Origin of the sequence: Halalkalibaculum sp. DA3122, from assembly GCF_043951865.1 — a bacterium.
Classification (GTDB): Bacteria; Bacteroidota; Rhodothermia; order Balneolales; family Balneolaceae; genus JAMQKA01.
Genome location: NZ_JBINJF010000014.1, coordinates 16775 through 34993, shown reverse-complemented (window position 1 = coordinate 34993; position 18219 = coordinate 16775). Strand labels below are relative to the sequence as shown.

Annotated in this window: 12 protein-coding genes; 6 read left to right on the top strand and 6 right to left on the bottom strand. The window is 51.5% G+C overall.

From position 1 onward, the window contains the following. Positions 1 to 8: 8 nt before the first annotated feature. A complete protein-coding gene (locus ACG2F4_RS10810) occupies positions 9 to 1199 on the bottom strand; it encodes an AMP nucleosidase (protein ID WP_395260628.1) in 1191 nt (396 codons plus the stop codon). A gap of 10 nt (positions 1200 to 1209) precedes the next feature. Between ACG2F4_RS10810 and ACG2F4_RS10805 the strand changes: the two genes are divergently transcribed. The 4 genes from ACG2F4_RS10805 to ACG2F4_RS10790 all read left to right on the top strand — a co-directional run bounded on the left by ACG2F4_RS10805 (position 1210) and on the right by ACG2F4_RS10790 (position 5641). After that, a complete protein-coding gene (locus ACG2F4_RS10805; protein WP_395260626.1) occupies positions 1210 to 1794 on the top strand; it encodes an NUDIX hydrolase in 585 nt (194 codons plus the stop codon). Between the two features lie 137 nt (positions 1795 to 1931). Next, the gene (locus ACG2F4_RS10800) at positions 1932 to 2405 is read left to right on the top strand and encodes a peroxiredoxin (RefSeq protein WP_395260624.1); all 474 of its coding nucleotides are present in this window, start codon (positions 1932 to 1934) and stop codon (positions 2403 to 2405) included. 14 nt (positions 2406 to 2419) lie between these two features. Further along, positions 2420 to 4963 (top strand): type I DNA topoisomerase, encoded by a 2544-nt coding sequence (topA, locus tag ACG2F4_RS10795; protein ID WP_395260622.1) that lies wholly within the window; start codon positions 2420 to 2422, stop codon positions 4961 to 4963. A gap of 105 nt (positions 4964 to 5068) precedes the next feature. Further along, entirely contained in the window at positions 5069 to 5641 is a 573-nt protein-coding gene (locus tag ACG2F4_RS10790) for a hypothetical protein (protein WP_395260618.1), read from the top strand. A 328-nt stretch (positions 5642 to 5969) separates the two neighbouring features. On the opposite strand, the gene ACG2F4_RS10785 is transcribed toward ACG2F4_RS10790, so the two are convergent. The 4 genes from ACG2F4_RS10785 to ACG2F4_RS10770 form a co-directional block, all read right to left on the bottom strand. Further along, positions 5970 to 6614: a Pycsar system effector family protein gene (locus tag ACG2F4_RS10785; protein WP_395260617.1), complete on the bottom strand. Its 645-nt coding sequence runs from the start codon at positions 6612 to 6614 to the stop codon at positions 5970 to 5972. A gap of 146 nt (positions 6615 to 6760) precedes the next feature. Continuing rightward, on the bottom strand, positions 6761 to 8728 hold the full coding sequence (locus ACG2F4_RS10780) for a tetratricopeptide repeat protein (RefSeq protein ID WP_395260614.1): 1968 nt from the start codon (positions 8726 to 8728) through the stop codon (positions 6761 to 6763). A gap of 443 nt (positions 8729 to 9171) precedes the next feature. Beyond that, entirely contained in the window at positions 9172 to 12966 is a 3795-nt protein-coding gene (locus ACG2F4_RS10775; protein ID WP_395260611.1) for a metallophosphoesterase, read from the bottom strand. A gap of 45 nt (positions 12967 to 13011) precedes the next feature. After that, positions 13012 to 13632 carry a TetR/AcrR family transcriptional regulator gene (locus tag ACG2F4_RS10770; protein WP_395260609.1) on the bottom strand — a complete coding sequence of 207 codons (621 nt, stop codon included), beginning with the start codon at positions 13630 to 13632 and terminating at the stop codon, positions 13012 to 13014. A 353-nt stretch (positions 13633 to 13985) separates the two neighbouring features. Here ACG2F4_RS10770 and ACG2F4_RS10765 point away from each other — a divergent pair, with 353 nt between their 5' ends. Next, positions 13986 to 15305, top strand: a complete 1320-nt coding sequence (locus ACG2F4_RS10765; protein WP_395260607.1) for a nodulation protein NfeD — start codon at positions 13986 to 13988, stop codon at positions 15303 to 15305. Between the two features lie 195 nt (positions 15306 to 15500). Then, positions 15501 to 16358: an SPFH domain-containing protein gene (locus tag ACG2F4_RS10760; RefSeq protein ID WP_395260604.1), complete on the top strand. Its 858-nt coding sequence runs from the start codon at positions 15501 to 15503 to the stop codon at positions 16356 to 16358. A 199-nt stretch (positions 16359 to 16557) separates the two neighbouring features. On the opposite strand, the gene ACG2F4_RS10755 is transcribed toward ACG2F4_RS10760, so the two are convergent. Continuing rightward, the gene (locus ACG2F4_RS10755; RefSeq protein WP_395260602.1) at positions 16558 to 17940 is read right to left on the bottom strand and encodes an alkaline phosphatase PhoX; all 1383 of its coding nucleotides are present in this window, start codon (positions 17938 to 17940) and stop codon (positions 16558 to 16560) included. Between the last annotated feature and the right edge of the window lie 279 nt (positions 17941 to 18219).

Below are 18219 nucleotides of genomic sequence, written 5' to 3'. Positions count from 1 at the left end.
ACCTCGCGCTAATCATCATCCGGTCCGCCCATGAGAGGCTCATTCGGGGCGCGTATGCTGGCGTTGGGAAGTCCCTCCGGGTAGTTCTGCTTGCACATCTCCAGCGCCTCGATCACCATCTCCAGATGCATTTGCTTGGATTCCTCGTAAAAATGCTGGGCTTCATCGCTGAGTTTCGGCTTGCCGTGCAGCGGGCGGTCGCTCACGCAGAGCAGCGTGGCATTGGGTATGCGGTAGCGGTAGCCGTTCGTCGCCACGGTAGCCGACTCCATGTCGATGGCGATGCTCCGGCTCATGTGAATCTCCTCGACCGTACGCCGCTTGATAAACTCCCAGTTGCGGTTGGCGGTGGTATATACCGTTCCCATCCGGTGGTTGCGGTCGTAAGTATCGAGCACCTCCTTAAGGTACACATTCAACAGGTAGTTGGGCGTAATCGGGATATTCAGCGGCAGGATATCATCCAGCACGCCGTCGGCCCGGAGAAATCCCGTAGCAAGTACAAAATCCCCGATACTCTGGTGGTTCCGCAACCCGCCGCAGTGCCCCACCATCACCATGGCGTCCGGTCGCAGTACGGCTACGTGATCGGTAATGGTCTTGGCATTCGAGGGCCCCACCCCGATGTTGATAAGCGTCACCCCCTTGTTGTCGGGCAAAACATGGTGATAGGCCGGCATCTGCACTCCATCACGATCCGGTTTAATGCAGTCCGGGTATTTTTGATTGAAGACCTCCACATGCATATCGTAGTTCGTAAAAAGAATATAACGCTGAAAGTGCTCCGGGCTGGTTCCTGTGTAATGATGCAGACGATTCAGGGAAATGTCGATCCGCTCGGGACTAAACAGGAACAGCTTTTTCTGTGTGATATCCCACTCGTCCTCATCGGTATTATCGAGCAGCAGGGGATCGTCCATCGGCACAATATTGCGGGAGGGACTTATCTTGATATAGGCCCCCTTTTCGGCAAGCTTGGTGAGTTCCCGCAGCAGGTACCAGCGATACGCCCGGGGCCGGGCCATCTCCCCGTCGATCACCGGGTTGTGCCGAGACCACGACCGGCGGATCAATACTTTGGGATATTCTCCATGATCATAGATATCTTCCATCAGGTTGCAGGCCTGCACCATTTTATCATGAATGGTCTCCTGTTTTCCCAGATCCTCTTTATGAAATTCAAACTTCTTATCAGTCATTACCTCACCCATGAGTAAAAAACCGTTCTCTTTTAGTGTCGAACCGTGGTCTATTGAACAAGAAAATAAGGAATATGACACACCAATATTCAGTCTTTTGAAACGGCGGCTTTGCCTTCGGTCCGAACAACATCAAGGGACATTCTATGTGATTGATGCCCCCCACTGGGTCAACGTCATCGCGTTGACGGAAGAGCGGGCGGTTGTGCTCGTCGAACAGTTTCGTTTTGGGATAGACAAGCCCTCACTGGAAATACCCGGCGGCGTGTGCGATGAAGGGGAAACACCCCTCGAGACGGCCCGACGAGAACTGCAGGAAGAAACCGGCTACACTTCTGCTTCATGGACCTCGCTCGGCAAGGTGAGTGCCAATCCCGCCATCATGAACAACTACAATCACTTTTTCCTGGCGGAAAATTGCAAACGAGATGGTTCCATGAACCTGGATCAACACGAACGGATCAAGGTGCACACCCTTCCCTATGCACAATTCCTGGAACGTGTGCGTGACGGCACCATCGATCACTCCATCGTGGTGGCCGCGGTGGCTAAACTGGTGTTGAGGGAGACGTCAGACGTTTCCAACAAAAAGTAATTGCAGTATCAACAAGAGGGCGTTATTATATACGGTCTTTAAAATGTTGGCTGGTACGGAAACGATAGAAGGCCAAATACAATTTATTATCCTTCCAAGAAGAACCAGGAAACAATCAAACCAAAAAGAAGGAACAAATGATATCGACCGGAGATCAAATTGATACCGACTTTTCGCTCACTGTCGTCCAGAATGGGGAACAAAAAGAGGTTGCGTTCGGCGATCTTCTTGACCGGCCAACGATTGTATCGGTTTATATGAGGAATAACACCTCCGGTTGCGACAGGCAGAACAAGAGCCTCGCAGAACATTCCGAATGGTTTGATGAAGAGGGCTTTAACCTGGTGGCGATCAGTAAAGACGGATGCCGGTCGCACAAAAATTATGCGGAGAAGCTGGATATCAATTACACGCTGGCCTCCGATCCCGATTACAAATTTGCGGAAGCCACCGATTCGATCGTAGAGAAAAACATGTTTGGCAATACATATGAGGCTCCTTCCCGTTCCGCTTATGTGATCGATACCGACGGAACCGTTTTGGGAATTATTGAAAAAGTTAATACGAAAGCTCATGCCGAGGAGTTAAAAGAGCTGATCGAGAACCTGTAGTACCGGATTACATTATGAAATCGTTAGTAATAGTAGAGTCACCCACAAAAATTAAAACCCTCAAGCAATACCTACCCAAGGATTACGTCATCGATTCCTCGATGGGGCATATCCGCGATCTTCCGGCCTCCGCCAAGGAGATACCCGCGAAATTCAAGAAAGAGGAATGGGCCAACCTGGGGGTTAATACGGATGAAGATTTTGAACCGCTTTATGTTATTCCCCGGGGCAAAAAGAAGGTCGTCAAAAAACTAAAAAAACTGCTCAAGGATGCCGACGAGCTGGTCCTGGCTACCGATGAAGACCGTGAGGGAGAAGCGATCTCCTGGCACCTGGTGGAACTGCTGAATCCCGATGTGCCGGTCAAACGGATGGTATTCCGCGAGATTACCAAGGAGGCGATCCAGGATGCCCTCAAGAATTTCCGCGATATCGACATGAACCTGGTTAACGCCCAGGAGACCCGCCGCATCATCGACCGGCTGGCGGGCTATACGATCTCTCCCCTGCTGTGGAAAAAGATCGCGCCGGGCCTTTCTGCCGGGCGCGTGCAGTCGGTGGCCGTGCGATTTCTGGTGGAACGGGAACGCGAGCGCATGAAATTCCGCTCGGCACGTTACTGGGACTTGAAAGCCCAGCTCAGCAAGCTGGAAGACAACGATATTTTTGAGGCCGACCTGACGCACCTGGACGGCAAGCGGCTCGCATCCGGCAAAGATTTTGATGAAAATACCGGGAAGCTGAAAAAGCCGAAGTCGGTTGTCCTGCTTGATGACAAAAAAGCTTCCCAGCTGCGGGATGATCTGGCGGAAGCGGAGTGGAAGGTGTCGGAGGTCAAGAAAAACCGGCAGAAACGCAATCCGTCACCGGCGTTTATAACCTCTACCCTTCAGCAGGAGGCCAACCGGAAGTTTGGCTATTCCGCAAAACGCACCATGCAGATTGCCCAGAAACTGTACGAAAACGGGCTTATCACCTACATGCGTACCGACTCGGCACGCCTTTCGGGACAGGCGATCAACGCCGCCCGTAATGCGGTTGAGGAGGAATACGGGGAGGAATACCTGTTTAAGCGTGCGCGAAACTACGGCGGAGGCTCAAAAGGGGCCCAGGAAGCCCACGAGGCGATTCGACCGGCGGGCAGCTATTTCAAGAAACCGGAAAAAGCCGGCCTCAGCGGTCCCGATTTCAAACTGTACGACCTGATCTGGAAGCGCACAATTGCCACCCAGATGGCGGAGGCCGAACTTGAATTCACCAACGTAGTCATTGAAGCGACAGCCAACGGCACGAAAGCGGAGTTCAAAACCAGCGGAAAAAAAATTCTGTTCCCGGGCTTTTTCCGGGCCTACGTGGAGGGTAGTGATGATCCTGAAGCGGCGCTTGAAAACCAGGAAAATTATCTGCCCGAGCTGACTGAAGGCGAAAAGATTGAGGAACACGGCATAGAACCGATCTCCCATGAAACCAAACCGCCTGCCCGGTTTACGGAGGCCACGCTGGTCAAGGAGCTCGAAAAACGGGGCATCGGTCGACCGAGTACCTATGCCAATATTATTAGTACGGTGCAAGATCGCGGCTATGTGGAAACCGACGGGAAGACCCTGATCCCCACCTTTACCGCCTTTGCCGTTACCGAACTGCTGGAGCGCAACTTTCCCGAACTGGTGGACAGCGATTTTACTTCCGAAATGGAGAACAAACTTGACAAGATTGCCCAGGGCAAAGGAGATCCCAAGGAATATCTCAGCAACTATTACAAAGGAGACGATGGGCTGAAAGCCAAGGTGGAATCTCGTGAAGACAACATCGATCCCCAGGAAGCGCGCCAGCTGCACCTGCCGCTGAAGGACCTCGATAACATTGATGTGCTCGTAGGCCGGTACGGACCGTATATCAAATCGAAACGAAATGGCGACGAGGTGACAACGTCGATCCCGAACCAGTGGTACCCGAGTGATATAACGGTAGAAAAGCTGGAGGAGCTGGTCAAAGCGGAAGAAGAAGGCCCCAAATCGATCGGCAAACACCCCGAAACCGGCGAATCTGTCTATGTTCGCAACGGCCGCTACGGTCCCTACGTACAGGTCGGGGAAGTAACCGACGACAATAAAAAGCCTCCCCGCGCTTCTCTCCTGAAAGGGATGAAGCCGGAAGAAGTGGACCTGGACCTGGCGTTGCAGCTGCTGGACCTCCCGCGTCTGCTGGGCAAGCATCCGGATACCGGCAAGGAGGTGCGCGCCGGGGTTGGACGCTACGGGCCGTTTGTCGTACATGACGGGACGTTCGCTTCGCTGCGAAAGAATGACAATGTACTGGATGTGACTCTTGACCGCGCGCTGGAGCTGCTGGCCAAGAAGAAAAAACCGAAACGCAGCTCTGAGATCAAAGAGCTTGGCGAACATCCCACCAACGGGAAAAAGATCCGGGTGATGAACGGGCGGTATGGTCCTTATATTAAGTATGGAAAGAAAAATATCAGCCTCCCGGATAATGTGGAGCCGGAAAAAGTATCGATGAAGCAGGCTGTCAAGCTAATTGAAGAGAAAGGAAAGTAGACGTGGCCCGAAAAATACAGGCTAATATTTCCACTCGGCGACGTTTTATCGCCGAAGTCACAGCCTCAAAAACCAACCGGGCATTCTTATTAATTTGAAAGGGCTATGGAAAAAAAATCCGACTTTCATTTTAGTTATCCTCCCAACCTGCATGAGTTGGATCTGGCTACACTCGTTTCAATGTATCGCGAACGGGGAATGCCCAAAAAAGCGAAAGCCGGCGATTATTTTGCATGTACCGTTACCCACCGTATGGTGAAGGATGCCAAGTGGTGGTTCGGCCTCTACTACAGCCAGAAAGCCTGGGACAAACTGCTGACCAAAGGTTCCGAGGGCTATCCGCTGACTGAAACGGAGCTGAATATTCTGGGTTTGGTTCTTGACGCGGGGGACGAAACCGTGAGCCGGGACTACGTTGAACAAAATTCCGGTACGATCTCCAAACTTACCTTCATGATTATCAATGATCTCAAGGAATTCGGGTTCCTGACAATCGAAGAAAATGAACGCCTGTTGATTACCCCCCGCGGGGAAAAAGCACTCCAGGGGATCGCGCGGCGGATTTATGACAAAAAATTCCACCCCGACATGCTGCTGATCAACCGGGAACGAGGCCCCGCCCCCAAAATGGAGCGCGCACAAAAGAAAGATGATGACGAACAAGCCAGTCTTTTTTAACAGGTTTCAGACGTTAAATGTGAGACGTCAGACGTGAGATGTTGTTCCGTGACTAGGTTCTTTTTTGGAAACAGTTTCTTTAGAGCGAACGACAGGTGAAGAGCAACGCTGCTTTTTACGCAATACGTAATATGTAGTGACCTTTGCAGAACCCACTATTTTGTTGGAGGTGGTTGTACCACCGACCTTATTGACCTTTAAGCGGGAGTACAGCTTCCTCAGAACGAGAAATTGAGGGGGTTGAAAAGACTTAATGTATTAATTTACAAAATAGTATCAGCCTTCAATTCTGTTGGCACCTGTTTTAAAAGGATTAAGTGGCAAACCCTCAGGCAACGGTCAAAAAAACGGTGATGAACAGAACCACGGCCAGCACAATACCCGCCATAAAGATTGTGTAGGAGACCTTCAGAAGGTCGTATTTTTTGAATAGCACTTGTCCCAGCCCGTAAAGATCGCGCGCCATCGAGTCATACAGGCGTTGTTCATCCTGCATTAACTCCTCGATGCCCTCTACAAATTCACTGCGCTCCATATTGTTATAGTTGCCAAAGAACAGGATATTTGCACGATTTTCGCGCACATCCTCCAGCGTTACCGGATTCTTATTAACCCTGGGACGAGCGGCCAGGATGGCAAACACCAGTGACGCCAGACAAAAAATAAGCAGGGCCGCGGTAGGCCACAGCAGCCAGGGATTGGCATCAATTTTTGGAGATATGGATGCAATGACGATGGAAATGATAATCCCGTTGATGCTGATCATGATATTTGACTTGTTGTCGGCAATGGCACTCAGTTCCACATGCGTCCGGTAGGCCGTTCGGAACATATCTGACACGCCCCGTTTTCGTGAACCAAACTTTTTCTCCTCCTCGGCCTCCTTTTCCTGCTCTCCATTCTTCGGCTGCTCTTCCGGTTCCGACCCGGTGCGCTCTTCCTGTTCTTTTGTAGGTTCTGTTGATTGTTCCATAATGGTTTTCTAATTAGAAGGATTTTTCGCAAAACCGTTGATTCACCCGATCCCGGTTTTTTGCAGGATACTACTGTTTCCAGTGAATAATTACTGAAGCCGCCTCTTCCCCGATTTACCATACTAACCGGAGTACCGGTAATGAATCAACCTGCTACAAGGGTTTCCTTCTCCATCCCTATTCGCTCCAGCAATTTTTCATATCGCAGATCCGACTTCAGCGGATTCCACAGCGGGATCGACCGGATAAACAATACGCTGCCCAGATGTTCCTCAACTGCTTGGTTCAGGTAGTGAAAGACCTGGTCGATCTCACCTAATCCCAAACAGACCATCGCATAATCCATGGCCAGTGAAATATCCGGTTCTTGCTTTTCCTTTTTTCGCAACAGTTTTATACACTCGTTGGCTTTTTCCCTCTTGCCCATGATTCCATATACATAGCCCCGCTGGGCAATCTGTTTCAATTCTTCCTCCAACGTTCCCGGGTTTGTTTCAAACATCTCCAGGGCTTTTTCAAAGTCACCCATCGCCACATATGTCCATCCCTTTCCCTCCAGGGCCGGACGAAAAGTGGCATCCAGCTCCAGGGTTTTCTTAAACTGTTCCAGGGCTTTTTTCAATTGTCCGTCATTGATGTAGGTACGGCCGAGGTCTGCATTGATTGTCAACGAAAGCGGATCTTTTTGCAGGGCCTCTTTCAGCGCCCGTATTGCCGGCCGGTTTTTGCCCATTATCCGCAAGTACAGGGCATAACCCTGCTTTACAAAAGGGGAAGCGGGATCGATAGCCAGGGCTCGCCTCAAGCTTTTTTTCGCCCCCTTGAAATCCCAGTAATAAAACAGCCGTACAAAGGCGAGTGCTATATGGGAGTCTGCCCGCCGGTTGTCGAGTTGAATAGACTTTTCAGCTGCCTCTTCAGCCCTGGCATATATATTGTGATGGGTGGAGCAGCGCGTGCTGGTTCCCAGAAAGGTATAGCAGTTGGCAATGCCCGCATAGGCTTCGGCATATCCCTCGCAATATTCCAGGGCTTTTTTGTAGTGCTCTATCGCCTTCCTGGCATCTTCCGGCGACCATTTGTGCAGGTAAAAGTTTCCTCTCAAAAAATGATTGTATGCCTGAACACTTTTGGTTCTCGGTTTAACCAGCGACTTGATTCCCAGATCGGCATCGGAGAAATCCTCCTTGAGCTTGGCCGCAATCTTGCGGGAAATTTCGTCCTGTACCCTGAAGATATCCTCCAGATCGCGGTCAAACACTTCCGACCAGATATGAAATCCATCTTCCGTGTCGATAAGCTGAGCGGTAATGCGCACACGATTTCCCACCTTCCGAACACTGCCCTCCAGCAGGTAGCGCACCGATAATTCCTCTCCAATTTGCCGGGCATCCTTGCTCAATCCTTTAAAAGCAAACGCGGAAGTCCGTGATGTCACCTCCAGACCTTCTACCCGGGTCAGGGCGTTGATAATTTCTTCAGTGATACCATCACTGAAATACTCGTTATCCGGATCGGCACTCATATTCAAAAACGGCAGCACGGCCACACTTCGAACCAGACCGCCGGTCTTGTATTGTATATCGGCCCGGGATGGAACTTCCAATCCGCTGTTACTGATGGCATACACCGTCACCTCGCGGCTGATATTTTTCAGCTGGTGCGTTCCCAGGTTTTTTACCTTTATTTTAGGATGGTTTTTGAGTTCATCGTAGAGGCGGTCGCTTACCAGGATGCTCCCGGGAACCGCCAGTGCCTGGATGCGGGCGGCCATATTTACAGCATCTCCATAGGCGCCCTCATCGTCATAGACGATATCTCCCACATGCAGGCCAATGCGCAGGGGTATCTGCTCGTTGGACGAATTGAGTTTCTTTTGGATCTCGATGGCGCACTCCACCGAGCGTATGGCACTGCCAAAGATGCTGAGCGTACCGTCCCCGTAATACTGGATCACCCGCCCCTGGTTCTCCAGGATGCATTCTTCCAGTATCTCACGCTGGCGATCGCGCTTTTTCACAGCTTCCTCTTCGTCCTCCTGCATCATGGCGGTATATCCGACCATGTCCGCAAACATGATAGCAGCCAACAGACGAAAATGTTCAACAGCCATTTATTTACTCCTGCATTAATTGTCAAACCGTAAATACGAATACCCGGTGCCACGCCAAACCCTGAATTTCGGTCTTTCCCAAACAGTACGCAGATAACACCGATCGGTTGATCTGTGCAGACCGACCATGTTAAAGACTACTGTTCCTATTACTATTCCGTAGTAACCTGACCTGCAGCAAAGTCTCATCTCCGTTTCATTGAGCCTGAATCTTCCTAGTTCACTAAAGCACTGACGGTGTTTGAAAGCCCTACACCTCATTTGCAGTCAAGGATATTCCCCGTACGAGAAAACAATTCGTCGAACGAGTAATTCAATGGCTTCTGCCATGAAAGCAATATATATTACTTTCGAGTATTCGCATTATTAAATATTACGAAAAAATCCTCTCACAAGCGACGCGCTTCCCCCGTCTCTGTCATGCGGGGACTAACAGCAGAACCTCAAAAGAAAAAGCCGGCCCCAGCCAGTATATTCCACTCCCCTTCCGAGAAACCGATGCTGCCACGTACTATCGACATCCTGAACAGATTGACCCACAGTCCCCCGCCGTAGCCCCAATGCCAGGTATCCGACTGCTCCCCGTCGGTCCAGACCCGCCCGTGGTCCAGGAATCCCAAAAATCCCGCTTCGCCGCCCAGCACGTAGCTGCTGAAATCGAAGAGCTTGCCACGTAATTCCATATTATTATAGAAGTTGGTTCTCCCGTTGTAGCGGGTGCTGCGGAGTCCTCTCAAATTCCTGACGCCCCCCAGGCTGTTGGCTTTGTAAAACGGGAACGGGCCGATGTTGTGCTCAGATCCGACACGGGCGGCCAGCGTAAACTGTGGGTTCAGCGAGGGCGAAAAATAGAGTGCTAAAGAACTTCCAACAGTCCCATGAGTGGCGCTTGTATTTTTGACTCCCAGATTCAGGTCTCCCCAACCCTGCAGCCGAAACCCTTGCCGCGGATTCGTGCTGTTGTCAATATCCTGCAGCCTCAGCTCTCCGGCCAAACCGGTATACCACTGATCTTCGAATGTATTGGGAGAAACTCCGGCCTGCGGCTGACCGATAAACCGGCCGGCATCTTCGCGCACGTTGGTAACCTGGAAATAGGGGCCCACCGATATGTCGACGCCGGTGCCCAGGCTTCGACGCAGAGAAGGAGCCACTCCGAACTGCCAAAGGCGGGCCTTATAGTAGTCATCATCGTTGACAGACTCTTTTGTCTCGTTTCCAAATCCCAGAAAGTTGCGAATATTATTGGGAGTCAATGCCCGGATATCAAGCTCGCCATCCCATCTTCCCGCAACCTCTGTGAACCGGCTATTATACCGAATATTAAACGCCCCGGTTCGAGCCGCAACGTTTGCCCGAAGCGTGTGGGAGGCTGCAAAAGGATATTTTTTGAACCCGTGAAGCTGTACGGTACCTCCACCTCCCATAAAAATGCCATCATCCCTGTTATGCCCGAAAAAAAGGAGCGGTTCCCCGGTATTGTAGGAATATCCCCTGCTGTAATCATACGTGTTGATCCCGGAGCGGTTGGACCTTTTGATATCAAGTCCCGCTACCTCATTCCAGGTGTTCCCGGCGGTGGTGTCATACAGTTTGATATTCTCATCTCCCCCCGGACTCAACCCTTTTCCTGTAAACCGGTCGGCGCCACTGCCTCCCACAATTCTGACCAAAATGGAACTGCCGGCTGCGCCTTTTATCTCAAATTCATCATCGTCACCCATTCCATATATGCGAACCTCGCGGGTTTCACTGGGGTAAAACGTTCGCTGATAATAGGGTTTTCGATCCGGCTCCTCTTTTTCACTGCGTTTAAATACCCGTACCCGGGTTCGATCATTATCCAGCCGTTCGATCTCAAAGAACTCCTTTTTGTGGCTTCCGACCACATCCACAACTTTGCTGATCAGCTCATAATACCGCCCAGCGATCTCGGGAAGCTGATCACGCCGTACCCTCATTACATGCTCAATGCGGTCAGCCGCTGCCAGCTGCACTTCCTGCGGCAGCCGTCCCACCGCCTCTTTGATAATCTCGTTCGTAAGGGCATCTGTCACATCCCGGGCAATCGACATCCACTCGCGGCGAGTTAACTGGTTGGTAAACCGGCGGGTAAGGGCCAGGCTGTTCATCGTCAGGCCCTTAAGGTTTCCGTAGCTCTCGGTAAAATCCTGGTACAACCTGAACGAGGTTAATTTCCCGAGAGTGGGGAGCACCCCGTTCATCACCATAAAAGCGACATCCCGGTCGCGGGGAATCGGCTGGTATATTTTCCCTTCGGTTCGTTTTTCTCCACGGAGCGAAGAGTCAAGTTCAAACGGCTCAAAAGAGGCCCACCGCCACTGGTCTTCGTGGCGATCCCAGTCGCTTATCCAGATATCCAGCAACCGGTTCCGAAGCATCATCGGCTGGTCTACGCGGTGATCCAGGTCGCCCTCCACCTCGCTCAGCATAGCGCGCGTGCTTATCACTTCTCTGGATCCGCTCAAATGGGGAGCATGCGACATATCATCATCCGGGCGTTCTTCAAACAATGCGAGGCTCCCGCCGACCTGGTGGGCAAATTCTCCCAGCCTCGGGTCGTGCGGGATGTAATAGATCCTGGGATTGGTATGGTATATACCCACGGCCTCGGCCAGGGGAGGCACCATCAGCGCGCCGTAGGGATTCAGGATCGAAAACTGATCTTGTGCCAAATCCTCCGCCAGGGTATTTTTCAGGTGCTCGTCCCAGATTTTGCCCGCCACTTTATCGACTGAACGCAGCACAAATTCCCGCCCTTGCTCGTTTTCCAATCTCAGGGTGTTGGATTGCCCCTTCCCTCCCAGCTTTACGGCCTCCAGCCCCCCTTCCACCGTTGCTATGTCAAATACCGGAAATTCCACCGGGATCGCCCACAGGTCACGGTTGTGCGCCCCCAATACCGTCCGAAATATGGGTCCGGGCTTGTCGTAGGCGGAGTTGGCAGCGATGGTAATCGTGCTGTCCTTCAATTCCGCGCTATCCAGATTCGACATTTTAAACTCGGAACCGGTACCATAAAAAGGATCATCATCGGGGGCTGCCAGCTGCCGCCGGTACAGCAGGCGTCCCTGCCCGGAGGAACTGTTCCCGGGAGTCCAGGCCTCCAGCCAGCTCGAGCCGTCTTCATAATACCGGATCACCATAAAACCCGCTCCCCTGTAGGTAAAATCGGCGTTCCGGCCGGCAGCGACAAAGTCGGGGCGCGAACCGGCCCCACTCACCAGGTAATGCTGGTACATCCGTCGCCGGTCTATCCAGAAGTGCTGAAGGCTGTGATCATGGCCCGAAGCATAAATCAAATTGGAGACGCCGTCGAACGCCTCCAGCAGCGCATTTTTAAGCTCCTGGTAGCGGTAATGGGAGATATCCTGCCGGAATCCAAAAAACTTCCGATACCAGACGTAGAGTGATCCGAACACGGGAGGAAGCAGGTGATTCACGGGAGGGAAATATCCACCGTGGGTTCCGTTGGAATAGAGCGGATGGTGCCCCGCAACGATTACATGGTCGTTGGTCCGTTTCCGGATAATATCCCGCAGCTCCACCAGGAAATCGCCCGCGTCCTGCAGTTCATACTCCCCGGTATCGCCAAACGCCTTTTCGTGCTGGTACAGCCACCACTCAGTGTCCATCAATATGAGCCTGATATCCTTGTCAAACGGGGTATCGTCGTCATCCACCAGCTCGATATCCACCGGACCCGGGAAGCCATCGTCCGGCAAAAACGTATTGCCGCGCCCCAGGTATTGCTCTACAAACGCCTCCTGCCGCCCGACTGCCTCCAGTCCCCCGGGCTGCGAGTTATTCCAGTCATGGTTTCCCGGGATAAAGAAGACCCTCCCGGAATATTGCTTCACAATATCCAGCTGCGCGCGAATTCTGGCTTCTGCCTCTTCACGTCCCGGTTGTCCCGGCTCCGGCAGACCGTCCGGGTAGATGTTGTCTCCCAAAAAAACAACAGCGCTCTGTTCGCCCGCTTCGTTGGCCTTTCGCTTCAGCAACTTTCCCACCGGATCACCCTTGATTGGTGCCAGTGCCCCAGCGTCACCCACCAGAAAAACCGAATAAAGAGGCGACTCAACCGGAGGCTGCCGAGCCTGCTGATCTGTGGCTTCCTCCGAAATGTATATCCCGGAAGAACCGCATCCCGCCAGGATAAACAGTATTACTGCATATAAATAATATAAATATGAAGAGAAGAGGTTGTTATGCATGGATTCAATGGTGGCGGAAGGGTTTGGAATACCCCTCGTTGTTAGTCAGGCGGTAAGCCAGCTGATCGTCATATCGTAAATGATTCCTTTCCGTTCCTCCAGGAAGTTCCTGTACTCGCGCCCGTCCGATATATCAAGCATCACCGTGTAATACTTCTGGTTGATGACCGGTCCGAGACAAAGCGAAGTAATATTTGCCATCAGTTGCCGCGGGCTGATCCGGGCAATCTCATAACGATCAGCAGCTTCGTTCATTTGCCGCTCCAGCACGGAACGGTCAAAATCGATCGCTTCCACCAATATCTCTGTCAATACCCCGGGATGACGATTGAGCTCGTTCATGACAAAAGAAAACACGCGGGGCTCTTCTGCCAGTTTCCCGGTAAGTGCGGCGATATACTCCTCAATTTTTTCAAACAGGGACGTCTGCTCGTCCTCCATTGCTTCCAGCGTTTTCAACCCGCTTTCCCGGACCGCCTTCCGAAAGACCTCTTTGAACAGGTGTTCTTTGGAGTCGAAATAGTAGTAGAGCATCGCCTTGTTGACCTGGGCCCGGTCCGCAATCTGCTTGATTCCGGAGCCATCTATTCCATGTTGCAAAAAAACCTCATAAGCCGATTCAAGAATTTTGTCTTTCGTATCGATTGCGTTTTCCCGGTCTTTCATAGAGTAATTACCAACTGGTTAATTAATTTTTCAGGATACAATATATCAGTTTATCCGGAATCACCCAACCGGGTACACCCGGCGCAGGGCGGGCAATATGCGCTTTTCGACCCCTCCCCATTGATCGATCCCCGAACATTAAAAGACCAGTTAACAGCAGCGCCTCCAACTATTTTCGGACGTTTCTGTCTTCCTCCCTTTTACGAAAGCCTGCAAGTGCTGTCAAGCCCGTATTCAGGCACACTCTTTTACAGAAGTTTCTGCAGATGGAACTGTTTTGTTGATCAAAGTTCTTTATAATGAAAAAGGGTACCTGCTTGTTTGGGTCACACAATTTTTGACATTCACGGCTTATGATACGACTGTTCCTCATACTTTCTTTTTTCATGTTCGGCCAGGGAGATACGCCTGCTGATACCACCGCACTCGACAGCAGGGATTCAGTTTCCGTGAGCGTGATTCGCGTAGAGGGCGCCATCAGTCCCACGACCACCAACTACATTCGCCGGGGAATCGACAACGCCCGGGAGAACGGGTCTGTTTGCCTCATCATAGAAATGGATACGCCCGGCGGACTGCTTGAATCCACCAAAAACATCGTACAAACTTTCTTTGATTCCGATATTCCCATCGTTGTGTATGTATCACCGGATGGAGCACGGGCCGCCAGTGCCGGCACTTTTATTACCATGGCTGCTCATATTGCCGCGATGGCTCCCTCTACCACCATCGGGGCGGCGTCCCCGGTTTCAGGCAGCGGGGCACAGATGGACAGCGTAATGCAGAACAAGGTATTCAACTACTCCGAGAGTTTTATTGAGAGTATCGCCGAGCGCAGAGATCGCAACAAGGAGTGGGCAATTTCTGCTGTCCGAGAAGGAGAAGCCGTGACGGAATCGGAGGCGCTTGAACTGAATGTAATTGACCTGATTGCAGAAGATCGGGATGACCTCCTTCAACAGATCGACGGCCGAACTGTGGAAGGCGACACGCTGCGTACCACCGGCGCCACTATTACGGAGATTCCCCAAAACCTGGCGGAAAATCTTTTCGGGTTTATCATGCGACCTGAGGTCATGTTGATCCTGACCATGATTGCCATTTACGGAATTGTCGGGGAAGTGACGAATCCCGGCGCCATCGTTCCGGGGGTAGCCGGCGTTATCGCGCTGATCCTTCTGCTGTACGCCTCGGCGGCCATGCCGATCAACATTGCCGGCTTTGTGCTGATCGGGCTGGCGATCATCCTTTTTGTTGCGGAAGCGTTTACCCCCACATTCGGACTCCTTATTGCCGGGGGAGCGGTTTCGTTTTTCCTGGGTGCTCTGATGCTGTTCCAGGACCTTCCCGAATCGATGGAGCTCTCCTGGGCCTGGCTGGTACCGGCAACGGTACTTACCACCCTATTTTTCGTTTGGATTGTGACGGCCGGACTAAAAATACAATTTTCTGAAAACCGTACCGGGGTGGAAACGATGATCGGGCAGCATGCGGAAGTCGTTGACAAGGTAAACAGCAGCGGCGGGCGCGTCTTTATCAGCGGAGAGTACTGGAACGCGTACAGCGACGAAGAGATTGAAGAAGGAGCGTTAGCGGAAGTGGAAGAGGTCAAGGGGCTTAAAATGAAGGTCAAACCGGTTTCTGACATCACCTCATCTTCACGGCAATCATGAGAACAAGATGAATTCAAACAAACAGTTAGTCAATACCTGGGTACCGGATATTTTTCCAAGCTGATCATGATCTTCAAATCCGGCCAGGCCAGGTGTACGTGCCGTCCCACTGGTGACATTCAACCGATCCAGCAATTAATTAACACAACAAACAAATAACCAATAACAGCAAACTAATAAAAAACGGAGCAGATTATGGATTCTGGAATTATTGATTCTCTATCCTGGGTCATCACTATTGCCGTACTTGCGGCCATCCTGTTACCGCAGATGTTTAAAATCCTGCGGGAATATGAACGGGCGGTGGTATTCAGGCTGGGTAAATTTCAACATACCAAAGGTCCGGGACTGATCTTCCTTATTCCCTTTATCGATAAAATTGAGCGGGTGGATATGCGCGTGCTCACGATCAACGTGGAGCGGCAGGAAGTGATTACCAAGGACAACGTAACCGTTAACGTGGACGCCATCACCTTTTTCAGGGTGATAGACGCTGAACAGGCGATTATACAGGTGGAACGCTATATTGAGGCTACCACCTGGCTGGCACAAACGACTCTCCGAAGTATCGTGGGACAGGTAGAGCTGGATGAGCTGCTGGCCAATCGCGACAAAATCAACAAAAAGATTCAGGAGATCATTGACCGGCAGACAGATCCCTGGGGGATCAAGGTGGTGTCGGTAGAGGTGCGTGATGTGGTGCTGCCTGAAAACATGAAACGCGCCATGGCTCGACAGGCTGAAACCGAGCGGGATCGGCGTGCCAAGGTTATTAATGCCGAAGGGGAGTTCCAGGCTGCCGCCCGGCTGGTTGAAGCGGCCGAAATGATGCAAACAGCCCCCATAGCGCTGCAACTGCGCTACCTGCAAACCATGAGCGAAGTGGCAGAAGAAAATACCAGCTACGCCTTCTTCCCGCTGCCGATGGATTTCCTGGAGGCTTTTAAGTCGATGGCCAACGGAAAGGATATTGACCTGGATATTGATACCAGCGAGATTGACACCGGTCCCATAGACCCAACCCAGGGAGAGGATACCGAAGAAACCGATTAAATTGACATCAGGTTTAGCAAGGGATTGGAGGGCGGTCTGCTTTTCAATCCCTTTTTTATTTTTTTACCCTTTATCCAATAGAATTCAAAAGTGTGAAAAGTTATTATTTACACCGTTTCGGGCAAATCATTAGATCAAATGGCAGAGGGATCACGTTTGCCATAACAACCCAGGACAATCAAAAGGAAACCAGTCTTTTCTATCCCCACTTTTTTGCCTTGTTCCAGGGGCCGGTAATAGCGATCGTAAGACCTTCGTGCTGTATATTCATAAAGAGCGTAGAGCCGTCAGGAGAAAAGGTGGCCCCGGCCAGTTCCGAAGTACTGACCGCATTTCTACCGAACTTGTAGATCTCTCCCTCGGGCGTAATCCCGTTGAGATACTGCTCGGCATCGCCATCCTCACACACAAAGATATCGCCCCAGGGGGCTACTGTCAGGTTATCCGCATTTTCAATCATGGTCCCGTCGTTGGGTTCCACAAACAGTTCGAGCTTGTCATGCTCCTCCTGCGGGCCGGCGGGCATCAGCTTCCAGATCTGTCCCAGCTCTTCCCGCCCGCCATTGGTGCAGGCGAAATAGACAGCGTCATTACCATACCACATGCCTTCGCCACGGGCAAAGCGCGCCGCTCCATCCTCAAAACCGCGGTACCGAAGGTCGTCTTCCGGCGCATCCACATCTTCCAGGTCGATCCATTCCACATCCAATGTCTGTCCCACGGCCACCGCCTGCTGTTTCCAGTTGCGTGTATCCATACGGGGCTGATCGACAACAGCCAGGGCCTGAAGCGTACCCCCATCCAGCAGCCTGCCGGGAGTATTGGGAATATATCGATACAACAGGCCCTCCCCGTCATCCTCGGTCAGGTACACTATGCCACTCTCGGGATCAACAGCTACCGCCTCATGGTTAAACCGTCCCATCGCCTTAATCGGTATGGGGCGGGCAAGACCCGGCTCCACCGTGGCGGGCACCTCAAAGACATACCCGTGCGCCTTCGCGTAGGTGTCATCGGGCTGCATCACAATCTCTTCGCACGTAATCCAGCTGTTCCACGGAGTGGGTCCCCCCGCACAATTGCGCAGGGTTCCGGCCAGACTCAAAAACTGGCGTACCACCTGCTGATTCTCGGTATCATACACCACCGTCGTCGTGCCGCCCTGCCCTGGATTTCTATTGACGCCATAATCGTAAAAATCCTCCTCGCTCAGTTTTTCGGCAAGTGCAAAATCAGAACCAAACGCGCTCTCATCACCTCCGCGGGCTGCATTCACCTCGTGGTTCCGAATCAGGATGGTAGTGCCGCCCGGTCCTTCAAACGTTGCCATGCCATCGGGCCGGTGGGGTACGTAAAACCCATCGTCCATTTTATCGCGGAACCGGGACACGATTTTGTAAGAGAAACCTTCCGGCAGGTCCATAATGCCCTTGGGGTCAGACCTGAGCGGACCAAACGCTTCCGAAATTGCTTCGGGATTTATATTACGGGTAGCGGCACAACCGGAAAAGATATGGAGTCCCGAAAAACCCAGCGCTACTGCACCTGCGCATTGAATAAACTGCTTGCGTGATATTGACATAAATGCACTAATTTAACTTTCACTTAGGGTGATATTCTCAGTTCTATATAACAAATCTATTTTACTTCTGCATTACGTGTAGATTGTAAAACTGTAAATATATCGTTGGCAAGGTCATAAAGGCTGGTCTTACCTCAATAACGGTTTTGAAAAAAATTCCAGTCCCCTTGAGCTTGCGGGATTTTAAATTTCTATCCCGGGATGCAATGAATTTAATTACCTCCGTTAAAAAATATTTATGTAAATGCTAGTTATGCTCAGGCACCTTATATTTATTTT

What these genes read in the sequence shown, in the direction of transcription:
- ACG2F4_RS10805 (WP_395260626.1), top strand. Translation starts at nt 1,210, where the DNA reads ATGAGTAAAAAACCGTTCTCTTTTAGTGTCGAACCGTGGTCTATTGAA.
- ACG2F4_RS10755 (WP_395260602.1), bottom strand. Translation starts at nt 17,940, where the DNA reads ATGTCAATATCACGCAAGCAGTTTATTCAATGCGCAGGTGCAGTAGCG.
- ACG2F4_RS10760 (WP_395260604.1), top strand. Translation starts at nt 15,501, where the DNA reads ATGGATTCTGGAATTATTGATTCTCTATCCTGGGTCATCACTATTGCC.
- ACG2F4_RS10765 (WP_395260607.1), top strand. Translation starts at nt 13,986, where the DNA reads ATGATACGACTGTTCCTCATACTTTCTTTTTTCATGTTCGGCCAGGGA.
- ACG2F4_RS10790 (WP_395260618.1), top strand. Translation starts at nt 5,069, where the DNA reads ATGGAAAAAAAATCCGACTTTCATTTTAGTTATCCTCCCAACCTGCAT.
- ACG2F4_RS10810 (WP_395260628.1), bottom strand. Translation starts at nt 1,199, where the DNA reads ATGACTGATAAGAAGTTTGAATTTCATAAAGAGGATCTGGGAAAACAG.
- ACG2F4_RS10785 (WP_395260617.1), bottom strand. Translation starts at nt 6,614, where the DNA reads ATGGAACAATCAACAGAACCTACAAAAGAACAGGAAGAGCGCACCGGG.
- ACG2F4_RS10770 (WP_395260609.1), bottom strand. Translation starts at nt 13,632, where the DNA reads ATGAAAGACCGGGAAAACGCAATCGATACGAAAGACAAAATTCTTGAA.
- topA (WP_395260622.1), top strand. Translation starts at nt 2,420, where the DNA reads ATGAAATCGTTAGTAATAGTAGAGTCACCCACAAAAATTAAAACCCTC.
- ACG2F4_RS10775 (WP_395260611.1), bottom strand. Translation starts at nt 12,966, where the DNA reads ATGCATAACAACCTCTTCTCTTCATATTTATATTATTTATATGCAGTA.
- ACG2F4_RS10780 (WP_395260614.1), bottom strand. Translation starts at nt 8,728, where the DNA reads ATGGCTGTTGAACATTTTCGTCTGTTGGCTGCTATCATGTTTGCGGAC.
- ACG2F4_RS10800 (WP_395260624.1), top strand. Translation starts at nt 1,932, where the DNA reads ATGATATCGACCGGAGATCAAATTGATACCGACTTTTCGCTCACTGTC.